Consider the following 10,457-nt stretch of genomic DNA (forward strand, 5'->3'; position numbering starts at 1 on the left):
CGCCGCTGCCACAGCCCGCCACCACGGCCCCGCTGCCGTCGGCCGACGCCATCAATCCCGACCGTTTCGGTGCAAAGCCGTCGGATTCTGCCTATGGCGCCTTCCAGCGCGGCCTTTACAAGACGGCCTACAACCTCGCCTTGGTCCGTGCCCAGAACGGCGATCCGGCGGCGCAGACGCTGGTCGCCGAAATATTGTCGCGCGGTCTTGGCGTGCCGGTCAACGCGGCAGGGGCGGCAAAGTGGTACGCGCTTGCCGCCGAGCGGGGCATACCGGAATCGCAGTTCCAATATGCGCTGATGCTGCTCGACGGCCGCTACGTCAAAAAGGACGAAAAGGGGGCCTACGCGCTGATGCAGGCCGCCGCCGAGGCCGGGAACCGCCTGGCACAGTTCAATTTCGCGCAGCTGCTGGTCCAGCAGGACCCCGGCGATGCCGGCATCGCAAAGGCCGTGTCCTACTATCAGCGCGCCGCCGCGACCGGCCTTGCCGACGCGCAATATGCAATGGCGCAGGTCTATGCCAATGGCGTCGGCGGCAAGCCGCGCGACGATGTCCAGGCCCGAGGGCTGCTGGCGCAGGCAGCACGGCAGAACTACGATACGGCACAGATCGATCTCGCCGCCTGGATGATCGAGGGACGTGGTGGCGCCCGTGACCTGAAGTCCGGCTTCGGCTGGATGAAGCAGGCCGCCGAAGGCGGCAATGTCGCCGCCCAGAACCGCCTCGCTAAGCTTTACATGGGCGGCATCGGCACCGATCCGGATCCGATCCTTGCCGGCGCCTGGTACGTCGTCGCCCGTCGCGCCGGGCTCATCGATCCGCAAATGGACGATTTTCTGCAAGGCCTGACCGACGACCAGACGAAGCAGGCGCTGCAGAAGGCCAACCGCCTGCCCTGACCGCGATCTCGCGACTCATTGCGCCCGGGCTCGTCAGGCGGGCTCATTGCATATGATCGAGCACGACCTTGCCGAAGGGCGAGCCGTGTTCAAGGTACCGAAAGGCATCGGTAGCCTGGCTCCACGGCACGACCCGGTCGATCACCGGTCTCAACCGGTTGACGACAATGGCGCGGTTCATCGCCTCGAAGGATTCGCGTGAGCCCACCGGTATGCCTCGCGCCCTGACCTGCTGGCGGAAGATGTCGAGCGGGTTGATGGCGCCGTCACTGCCGCCGAGATAGCCGATGACGTTGATCTGGGCGCCGCGCGCCGCTGCCCTCAGCGATTGTGCGAAACTCTGCGGTCCGCCAACCTCGATGATATGGTCGGCGCCGCGGCCATCGGTCAATCCCAGCACGGCCGATGCCCAGTCGGGGACGCTGCGATAGTTCACACCATCCTGCGCGCCAAGTTGCTTTGCCCGTTCAAGTTTCTCGTCGCTGCTCGACGTCACGATGACGCGCGCCCCGGCAGCGGCGGCGAACTGCACCGCAAACAGCGAAACTCCGCCGGTGCCGAGGCAAAGCACGGTGTCGCCGGGTTTGACGCTACCTTCCGTAAACAGCGCTTGCCATGCCGTAACGCCGGCGCATGGCAGCGTCGCCGCCTCGAGGTCGCTCAGATTGGCTGGCGCCAGCACCGCCGCCTGTTCGTCGAGCCGGGCAAATTCGCTGAGCAGCCCGTCGGTCTGGCCGCCGCGTTGATAGGAGGGCTCGGCCATCGCGAAACTGCCGCCGACCCAGCGCTGCCAGAACGTGCCGCAGACCCGGTCGCCGATCTTGAACCGGCTGACCTCGGCGCCGATGGCAATGACTTCGCCAACGCCGTCAGACAGCGGCACCAGCGGCAATGCAAACTTCGTGTGATAGCTGCCGCGGACGATCTCGGCATCGCGGTAGTTCAGCGCCGTCGCCTTAACCTTCACAATCATCTCCTGGCGCCCTGGTTCAGGCATCGGCCGCTCGACCATTCTGAGGTTCTCGAGGCCGCCGGGGCTCTGCAATTCGATTGCTTTCATCGTCGTTCCTTTCCTGCTGGCCCTTGCTGGGTCCTGCCGGAGGAAAATCGCTTGCCATCCACCCAATTTCAAATTCATAATGTTCAGGATAATTATGCTTTTCTGACATGTTCTGGTGTCTCGTGCTTGAAGAACTGAAAACACTGGCCCTCTTTGCCGAGGAGGGTTCGATTCAGAAGGTGGCGCAACGCCTGCCGTTGACGCAACCGGCCGTCACCCGCCAGATTCAGCGGCTGGAGGAGATGCTCGGCACGGAATTGCTCGACCGCCGGCTAAAGCCGTCGCGACTGACCCCGGCCGGAGTCGAGGTGCTGGCACGCGGCAAGGACATTCTCGCCGCCGTCGACGCGCTGAGATTATTCGCCAAGGGCGACGAGCCGGAGGGTCTGCTGCGTCTTGGCCTCGCGCATGGACTTTGCGACAAAGCCGTAGCCACCGCTATTGCTGATGCCGTGGCGCGGTTTCCGAAGGTCTCGCTGCGCCTGAAGAGCGGCTGGAGTCTTGAGCTAGCCGACCAGCACAAGCGCGGACAGCTCGACCTCGCCTTCATCCTGGACGGCAGCAATTCCAAAGCTGGCGACGGCGTTGTCGGAACCGAGCCCCTCGGCATCATCGCTGCCGAAAACGCCGGCCGGCAGGCCGACATCAACACCATGCCCTGGGTCCTCAGCCCTGAGCCCTGCGACGCGCGCCGGCGGCTGGCGGCTGCCCTTGCCGAGGGCGGCCACAGGTTGATGGTCGGCGCCGAGATTCAAGACAGCGCGCTGCAGATCGACTGGGTTCGTCGAGGCCAAGGCCTTGGCCTGCTGCCCACGCGGCTGCTGCGGGAAAAGCTGTGGGAGGGCATTGCGCTGGTCGACGCTCCCGGCCTCGAACTGGCGCTGCGAATTGTCGTCCTGCGTTCGCCGCACCTGCATCTTTTGAGAGAGGTTGCCGACGCCGTGACCGAGGCCGTCACCGCGACCGTCAGGACGGACTGAGTCTGCCGCACCGCGCTGCCGGGCCAGCTTCGTTCCTGGTTCATCGGAAGGCGCTCCTTGCCTCTCCCGGAGATTTGTGGTCTTGGAGGCACCAAATCGCTTTCATAGCGAAAATCTCATCCCGGATCACATCCTCATGGCCAAGATCAATGGCAACGAAATCCGTCCCGGCAACGTCATCGAGCATGATGGCGGCCTTTGGGTGGCGGTCAGGACCAATCACGTCAAGCCCGGCAAGGGCGGCGCCTATAACCAGGTCGAGCTGAAGAACCTGATCAACGGCACCAAACTCAACGAGCGTTTCCGCTCCGCCGAAACCGTCGAACAGATCCGGCTGGAGATGAAGGATTTCTCCTTCCTCTACGAGCAGGGCGAAGCGCTGGTGTTCATGGATACCGAAAGCTACGAGCAGCTTGAATTGCAGAAGGACTTCGTCGGCGACCGCGCCGCCTTCCTGCAGGACGGCATGATGGTGATGGTCCAGCTCTATGATGAAAGGCCGATCGGCATTTCGCTGCCCGACCAGGTGACACTGACCATCACCGAGGCTGATCCGGTGGTGAAGGGCCAGACCGCGGCCTCGTCTTACAAGCCGGCTATACTTGAGAACGGCATCCGCGTGCTGGTGCCGCCCTTCATCGGTTCGGGCGAGCGCATCATCGTCGACACCAACGAAATCACTTACGTGCGCCGCGCCGACTAAAGGCCCGGCAGCAGGAAGAAGCGCAGCAGGAAGAAGCACAATGGCGCGTTCCGCGATCCTCAATGTCATGGTCCAGGCCGCCATGAAGGCCGGCCGCTCGCTGTCGCGCGATTTCGGCGAAGTGCAGAACCTGCAGGTCTCGATGAAGGGCCCGGGCGACTATGTCAGCCAGGCCGACCGCAAGGCCGAGGACATCCTCTTCACCGAGCTGTCCAAGGCGCGGCCGGGCTATGCCTTCCTGATGGAGGAGCGCGGCCTGATCGAAGGCGACGACGGCCAGCATCGCTGGATCGTCGACCCGCTCGACGGCACCACCAATTTCCTGCACGGCATTCCGATGTTCGCCATCTCGATCGCGCTGGAGCGCCAGGGTCAGATCGTCGCCGGTGTCGTCTACAATCCGGCGATGGACGAGCTCTACACTGCCGAGCGCGGCGGCGGCGCCTTCATGAACGACCGCCGGCTGCGGGTCGCCGGCCGCACCAAGCTGATCGACACGGTGATCGGCTGCGGCGTGCCGCATCTCGGCCGCGGCCAGCATGGCAATTTCCTGGTCGAGCTGCGCAACGTGATGGCCGAAGTCTCGGGCGTGCGCCGCCTCGGCTCCGCCTCGCTCGATCTCGCCTACGTCGCTGCCGGCCGCATGGACGGGTTCTGGGAAACCGGCCTGTCGGCCTGGGACGTTGCCGCCGGCATCCTGCTGATCCGCGAGGCGGGCGGCTTCATCTCCGACTTCGCCGGCGGGCAGAACATGCTGGATGGCGGCTCGGTCGTCGCCGGCAACGAGATCATCCAGCGGGCGCTGTTGAAGACCGTCAGGAAGCCGGTGGCGCCGCGCTAGATCAAAAAGGCCCATCCCGATTCTATCGGGACGGATCAGGCTCTAGCGGACTTGGCGCGCTGAACCGCCGCAGTCGCAAAACCGCAACCAAAGCTTGAAATACTGTCCTGGATCGGCCCAGATAAGAGGTGATGCAGGATCGTTCATGACGGATATCGGGCCCGAATCCCAGATCGAAATCCCCTTCGTGGGACGCTGGCACTATTCGCGCGCCGAAATGATCGCCGACGGCGTCGTCCATGCGGTGGGCATCGTGCTGGCTATTGCCGCCGGCTCGGCGCTGCTGGCGCTGGCCGCCTTCCATACCGGTCCGGGCGAATACATCGCCGCCGCTTTCTACGTGGTTTCGCTGCTCACCGTGCTGTCGGTGTCGCTGGCTTACAATCTGTGGCCGGTGTCGTCGCCAGCCAAGTGGATATTGCGGCGCTTCGACCATGCCGCGATCTACCTGCTGATCGCCGCGACCTATACGCCCTTCCTCGCTCAGCTCGACGGCTCGCCGCTGACCATCTCGATGATTGTCCTGGTCTGGGCTGCTGCAGCGATCGGCATCGCCATCAAGGTGTTTCTTCCCGGCCGCTTCGACCGGCTGGCGATCGTCTTCTATCTCGCCATCGGCTGGAGCGGCATCGTTCTTGTCGAGCCGCTCGTCCAGACATTGCCGACGACATCGATCGCCCTGATCGTTGCCGGCGGCATCGTCTATTCCTGCGGCGTCATCTTCTTCGCCTGGAAGGGCCTGCGCTTCCACAATGCGCTGTGGCACGGCTTTGTCGTCACCGGCGCCGGCCTGCATCTGGCGGCCATGGTTGACTGCCTGATCATCAATCGACTCTGACGCCAATGATCCGGTCGGCAATATTGCCACACGCCATTCAATTTCGTCATAATTCCGTTTAGAGTCGCGCTCAACGTGATCGGCGGCATCGGAAACGGGGCACGGATGACTCTTCTCAAATCTTTCGGCATGGGCAAACGCTCCGACGTTCTGATGTACGACCCGCACAAATTGTCGAGCCCGCAGGTCTTTCTCATGACCATGGTCATCTTCCTGATGATCGTCGCCTTCATCGCCGCCATCCTGACCCGTCAGATCTCGAGCGCCTTCGTCACCAATCCCGGCCTCAACGGCCTGATCATCGGCGTGCTTGTCGTCGGCATCCTGCTGGCCTTCGTTCAGGTCGGCCGGCTGTTTCGCGAAGTGCGCTGGGTCAACTCCTTTCGGGCCGGCTCCGAAACCACCGAACCGGTGCTGCTGGCGCCGATGAAGGCGATGATCGGCCGCTCGTCGACGATCGCCTTCTCGACCAGCTCAATGCGCACCATGCTCGATTCGATCGCCACCCGCCTCGACGAAACCCGCGACACCTCGCGCTATCTTGTCGGGCTGCTGGTGTTCCTTGGCCTGCTCGGCACCTTCTGGGGCCTGCTCAACACGATCGGCTCGATCCGCGAAACCATCGAGTCGCTCGATCCCGGCACCGGCGATGCCGCCGCCGTGCTCGAATCGCTGAAGCAGGGGCTTTCCGCGCCGCTGGCCGGCATGGGCACCGCCTTCTCGTCCTCGCTGTTCGGCCTGTCCGGCTCCCTGGTGCTCGGCTTTCTCGACCTGCAGGCTGGCCGCGCCCAGACGCGCTTCTACACCGAACTCGAAAACTGGTTGTCGTCGGTCACCGACCTGTCCTCCGACATCGTCGTCGCCGAACCGGCCAAGGCCGAATCCTCCGACGAGATCCGCGTCCTGTCTGAAAAACTGCGCAGCATGCAGGAGAATGGCGGCGGCGCCAATCCGCGCGTCGCCACCGCCATGGCCAATCTTGCCGACGGCATTTCGGGCCTGGTCAAGAACATGCGCTCGGAGCAGCAGATCATGCGCGACTGGGTCGAGGCCCAATCGGACGAGCAGAAGGCGATGCGCAGCACGCTGGAGAAGATCGCCGACGCGCTGAAGAAGCCGGGAGTTCATTAGGATGGCTCTCGCCAGGGGCCGGCGTACCGATCGCCGCATCGATTACTGGCCGGGCTTCGTCGACGCGCTGTCGACGTTGCTGCTCGCGATCATGTTCCTGCTCACGGTCTTCGTGCTGGCGCAGTTCCTGCTCGGCCGGGAAATCTCCGGCAAGGACACGGTGCTCAACCGCCTCAATTTGCAGATCAACGAACTGACCCAGCTTCTGGCGCTGGAGCGCTCGACGACGCAGGACAAGGAAGATTCGCTCGCCAATTTGCAGGCGTCGCTGTCGGCATCGGAGGCGGAAAAGAGCCGGCTCGAGCAATTGTTGGCGCAAGGTGCCGGTGCCGGCAACGCGGCCAACCAGCGTGCCACGGCACTTTCGGGTGAACTCGACAGCCAGCGCCAGATCAGCCAGCAGGCACTGAGCCAGGTTGAAATCCTCAACCAGCAGATCGCGGCGCTGCGCAGGCAGATCGGGGCGCTCGAAGAAGCGCTCAACGTGTCCGAAACGCGCGATCGCGAGTCCAACACCAAGATCGCCGATCTCGGCCGCCGCCTGAACGTCGCACTGGCGCAGCGTGTGCAGGAACTGAACCGCTACCGGTCCGACTTCTTCGGGCGCTTGCGCGAAATCCTCGCCGACCGCGAGAACATCCGCATCGTCGGCGACCGCTTCGTCTTCCAATCGGAAGTGCTTTTCCCGACAGGCTCCGAAGTGATCAACGACGCGGGCAAGGTCGAGATGAAGAAGCTCGCCGACGCCATCATCGACCTGCAGAAGGAGATCCCGCCGGAGATCAATTGGGTGCTGCGTGTCGACGGCCACACCGACGACAAGCCGCTATCGGGCACCGGCCGCTACCGCGACAATTGGGAATTGTCGACGGCGCGCTCAACCTCGGTGGTGAAGTTCCTGATCGAGAACGGCGAATTCCAGCCGCTCGATCCCGCCGACACCGAAGACGCGCGGAACAAGAACCGCCGCATCGAGCTGAAACTGACCGAGCGTTGATCCGGACCGGGCTGGCTCAGGGCGAACGCGCGGATTTAGCGTGCCGGTGCAGGCCGTCAAGGTCTGAAAAGATTACCTTTTTTTGATTACACTTTGCCGAGAACCGCTCCTAGGTTGTGTCAAGGGGCCGAGAACCGCCGGCGGTGGGAACCGCCCATCGCGACGCGACGGAACCGGACGACCCACGGCCGGAAGGTGAGCGTCCCAACCGCCGCCTTCCCCAGTAAAAGGAGACGCAACCATGCGCTCTTTCACTCGCAAAACCCTCAGGACTGCAACGCTTACGGCACTTCTCGTCACCGTTCCGTTTGCTGGCGCCTACGCCGGCCCGCGTGAGACAGCTTTGATCAACCAGATACAAAGCGTGGATACGGGCATCCGGGCCGCCATGCAGGCGAACAAGCTCGAGCCGGGCGAGGCGCGTGACTTGCGCACGCAGATCACCCAGCTTGATCGGGCCGCCCAGAGGGCCGCGCGAGATGGAACGATGCCGGTCACGCAATATCAGCGGTTGCTGGCGCAGCTCGATGATGTGAGCCAAAAGCTGCGGGCTGCCACCGGCAGCGCCTTCCTTATCGGCAACGGCGCCGATGGCGGATATTATCCAAACGGCTACGGCCCAAATTATCCAAGAGGCTGAAATCATCCATTACAGCGCCGCAGTTTGATCTTGCGCATGATCCTTTGATCTTGCTGATCCCTTCCACTACAGCGCCGCGCGTCCTTTTGGGACGCGCAAAGGACGCTGTAGCCTGTTTTGAAATCCGCGCATGAACCTTTCCGAGATCGATACCGATTTTCGGGGTCATGCTCCCAGCCAAAGTGCGACCAGAGCAACTGCGGCCGGTGCGGTCTGGATATAAAGGATTTTCCTGCCTACCGTCGCCGCGCCATAGAGGCCGGCGATGGCGACGCAGAGCAGGAAGAAGATCTTGATCTGGAAACCAGCCTCGCCGAGATAGAGCCCCCAGATCAGCCCGGCGGCAAGAAAGCCGTTGTAAAGCCCCTGGTTGGCGGCGAGCACTTTCGATCCGCTGGCGAATTCCGGCGTCAGCTTGAACACCTTGTGGCCACGCGGCGTGTTCCACAGCACCATCTCCAGATAGACGATGTAGAGGTGGATCAGCGCCACCAGCCCGACCAGCACATTGGCAATCATGCTTCGTCTCCCCGTCGCGGCATGGCGCCGCCTGGTGATATTGATCACGGGCGCCGCCGCTCCCGCAAGATGCCTCGCGTCGAGCACCGTCGCTGGTCGATGTGCCGATCACAGACGGCCTTGAGGGTTGCCAATGCCGACGCATTGGTATCTTTTCCCGCCGTTCAAATTCAGCGGAACCTGCCATGTCCTTTCAAAAACTCGACGACCTCGGCCACAAACTCGAAGCGCTGGAACATGCGCTCGCCATTCTCGGCGCCGACGAGGCGACCCATATGGCCGTCGGCGGCGGCGAGAAGCGTGCCGAGGCAATGTCGGCGCTGGCCGGCATGCATCACGCCAGAGCGACCGCGCCGGAGATCGCCGATTGGATCGCAGCGGCCGAACAGGAAACGCTGAACGAAGAACAGCAGGCAGCGGTCAAGGAGTTCCGGCGGCAATACACCAACCTGACCTGCCTGCCGGTCGAATTCGTCGAGCGCCAAACGACGGCGCGCATGCGCTCCGAGCAACTCTGGCGCGACCTGCGCGCGAAAAACGACTGGGCAGGATTCTTGCCGGCGCTCGAAGGCGTCGTGGCGCTGGTGCGCGAGGAGGCCGCACTTCGCGCCGAGGTGCTCGGTCTCGACCCCTACGACGCGCTTATGGAGCAATATGATCCCGGCAACCGTGCCGCCGACATCACGCCGGTCTTCGCCGAGCTGAAGACCTTCCTCAGGGATTTCGTGCCGGAGGCATTGGCCGTGCAGGAGGCACGGTTGGCGAAACACCCGATGAAGCCGCTTTCGGGCAGCTATGCGATCGAAAAGCAGCGCGAGCTTGGCCTTGCCATGATGGCGGCGGTTGGCTTCGACCTCACCCACGGCTCGCTTTCGGTGTCGCATCATCCGTTCTGTGGCGGCGTGCCGAGCGACGTGCGCATCACCACCCGCTACAAGACCTCCGACTTCCTATCGGCGCTGATGGGCGTGCTGCACGAGACCGGCCACGCGCTTTACGAACAGAACCTGCCGAAGGCGTGGGCGCACTGGCCGCTCGGCAAGGCGCGCGGCATGGCCGTGCATGAAAGCCAGAGCCTGTTCGTCGAGAAGCAGATCGGTCGCAATCCAGAATTCTGGCGCTGGGCGCTGCCGGTGATCGAAAGGCACCTCGGCGAAACGTGGTCGATCGACGACATCCTGCCGCATGTGCATCGGGTCAAGCGCGGCCTGATCCGCGTCGACGCCGACGAGGTCACCTATCCGCTGCACGTCATCCTGCGCTACGAGCTGGAGCAGGAGCTTGTCTCGGGGCGGCTGGAGGCCGCCGACCTGCCCGAGGCCTGGGACGCCAAGATGCGCGACTATCTCGGCCTGTCGACCATCGACAATCCGGCCGACGGGCCGATGCAGGACGTGCACTGGCCGGGTGCCGCCTTCGGCTATTTCCCGTCCTACACGCTGGGCGCCATGATGGCGGCCCAGCAATGGGCGGCGCTGACCAGAGACCATCCCTCAGCCGACGAGGACCTCGCCAAGGGAGACTTCAGCGCCATCAACAATTGGCGTCGCGAAAAGATCTGGTCGCAGGGCTCGCGCTGGTCGACGCCGGAGCTGCTCGAACGGGCGACAGGTGAAAAACTGAACGCCGCGTATTTCACGGAGCACCTGAAGAAGCGCTACGGCGGCTAAGCCGCACCCCTCCTACCCATCCCGCCTGGCCGATCATTGGTGCCCTCGAAGATACCGCACGATCCACCATTCTCTGTCCAGGCGGAGCTACCCTGCCTTGCAGGACGCAATTTACTTTTCTATCACTAGTGGCATTCGACTGTATCTGGCGGGATGTACAGGGCATGGGGCGGACA

11 protein-coding genes are annotated in these 10,457 nt (G+C 63.5%); 9 read left to right on the forward strand and 2 right to left on the reverse strand.

The features are described from left to right. The coding region (locus E5W87_RS13220) for a tetratricopeptide repeat protein (RefSeq protein WP_292397834.1) at positions 1–902 on the forward strand (902 nt) is incomplete at its 5' end. Positions 903–945: 43 nt separating this feature from the next. Here the strand turns inward: E5W87_RS13220 and E5W87_RS13225 are convergent. Further along, the gene (locus E5W87_RS13225) at positions 946–1,962 is read right to left on the reverse strand and encodes an NAD(P)-dependent alcohol dehydrogenase (protein WP_292397836.1); all 1,017 of its coding nucleotides are present in this window, start codon (positions 1,960–1,962) and stop codon (positions 946–948) included. Positions 1,963–2,069: 107 nt separating this feature from the next. On the opposite strand from E5W87_RS13225, the gene E5W87_RS13230 reads away from it, so the two are divergent. The 7 genes from E5W87_RS13230 (at position 2,070) to E5W87_RS13260 (ending at position 8,092) form a co-directional block, all read left to right on the forward strand. Next, positions 2,070–2,942, forward strand: coding sequence for a LysR family transcriptional regulator (locus tag E5W87_RS13230; protein ID WP_292397837.1), 873 nt, complete (start codon positions 2,070–2,072; stop codon positions 2,940–2,942). Positions 2,943–3,078: 136 nt separating this feature from the next. Then, the gene (gene efp / locus E5W87_RS13235) at positions 3,079–3,645 is read left to right on the forward strand and encodes an elongation factor P (RefSeq protein WP_292397838.1); all 567 of its coding nucleotides are present in this window, start codon (positions 3,079–3,081) and stop codon (positions 3,643–3,645) included. A gap of 40 nt (positions 3,646–3,685) precedes the next feature. Next, on the forward strand, positions 3,686–4,486 hold the full coding sequence (locus E5W87_RS13240) for an inositol monophosphatase family protein (protein ID WP_095487429.1): 801 nt from the start codon (positions 3,686–3,688) through the stop codon (positions 4,484–4,486). A 145-nt stretch (positions 4,487–4,631) separates the two neighbouring features. Further along, positions 4,632–5,324 carry a hemolysin III family protein gene (locus E5W87_RS13245; protein ID WP_292397841.1) on the forward strand — a complete coding sequence of 231 codons (693 nt, stop codon included), beginning with the start codon at positions 4,632–4,634 and terminating at the stop codon, positions 5,322–5,324. 105 nt (positions 5,325–5,429) lie between these two features. Next, entirely contained in the window at positions 5,430–6,455 is a 1,026-nt protein-coding gene (locus E5W87_RS13250) for a MotA/TolQ/ExbB proton channel family protein (protein WP_292397843.1), read from the forward strand. Position 6,456: 1 nt separating this feature from the next. Beyond that, on the forward strand, positions 6,457–7,452 hold the full coding sequence (locus tag E5W87_RS13255) for a peptidoglycan -binding protein (RefSeq protein WP_292397845.1): 996 nt from the start codon (positions 6,457–6,459) through the stop codon (positions 7,450–7,452). A 241-nt stretch (positions 7,453–7,693) separates the two neighbouring features. Next, on the forward strand, positions 7,694–8,092 hold the full coding sequence (locus tag E5W87_RS13260) for a hypothetical protein (RefSeq protein WP_292397847.1): 399 nt from the start codon (positions 7,694–7,696) through the stop codon (positions 8,090–8,092). A gap of 165 nt (positions 8,093–8,257) precedes the next feature. On the opposite strand, the gene E5W87_RS13265 is transcribed toward E5W87_RS13260, so the two are convergent. Then, complete coding sequence (locus tag E5W87_RS13265; protein WP_292397849.1) at positions 8,258–8,611, reverse strand: DUF1304 domain-containing protein; 354 nt, start codon at positions 8,609–8,611, stop codon at positions 8,258–8,260. Positions 8,612–8,796: 185 nt separating this feature from the next. Between E5W87_RS13265 and E5W87_RS13270 the strand changes: the two genes are divergently transcribed. Next, positions 8,797–10,281 carry a carboxypeptidase M32 gene (locus tag E5W87_RS13270; RefSeq protein WP_292397850.1) on the forward strand — a complete coding sequence of 495 codons (1,485 nt, stop codon included), beginning with the start codon at positions 8,797–8,799 and terminating at the stop codon, positions 10,279–10,281. Positions 10,282–10,457: the final 176 nt, after the last annotated feature.

Origin of the sequence: Mesorhizobium sp. (genome assembly GCF_004962925.1) — a bacterium.
Lineage (GTDB): Bacteria > Pseudomonadota > Alphaproteobacteria > Rhizobiales > Rhizobiaceae > Mesorhizobium.

Coding starts and splice junctions, on each gene's coding strand:
- E5W87_RS13225 (WP_292397836.1), bottom strand. CDS start 1,962: ATGAAAGCAATCGAATTGCAGAGCCCCGGCGGCCTCGAGAACCTCAGA.
- E5W87_RS13230 (WP_292397837.1), top strand. CDS start 2,070: ATGTTCTGGTGTCTCGTGCTTGAAGAACTGAAAACACTGGCCCTCTTT.
- efp (WP_292397838.1), top strand. CDS start 3,079: ATGGCCAAGATCAATGGCAACGAAATCCGTCCCGGCAACGTCATCGAG.
- E5W87_RS13240 (WP_095487429.1), top strand. CDS start 3,686: ATGGCGCGTTCCGCGATCCTCAATGTCATGGTCCAGGCCGCCATGAAG.
- E5W87_RS13245 (WP_292397841.1), top strand. CDS start 4,632: ATGACGGATATCGGGCCCGAATCCCAGATCGAAATCCCCTTCGTGGGA.
- E5W87_RS13250 (WP_292397843.1), top strand. CDS start 5,430: ATGACTCTTCTCAAATCTTTCGGCATGGGCAAACGCTCCGACGTTCTG.
- E5W87_RS13255 (WP_292397845.1), top strand. CDS start 6,457: ATGGCTCTCGCCAGGGGCCGGCGTACCGATCGCCGCATCGATTACTGG.
- E5W87_RS13260 (WP_292397847.1), top strand. CDS start 7,694: ATGCGCTCTTTCACTCGCAAAACCCTCAGGACTGCAACGCTTACGGCA.
- E5W87_RS13265 (WP_292397849.1), bottom strand. CDS start 8,611: ATGATTGCCAATGTGCTGGTCGGGCTGGTGGCGCTGATCCACCTCTAC.
- E5W87_RS13270 (WP_292397850.1), top strand. CDS start 8,797: ATGTCCTTTCAAAAACTCGACGACCTCGGCCACAAACTCGAAGCGCTG.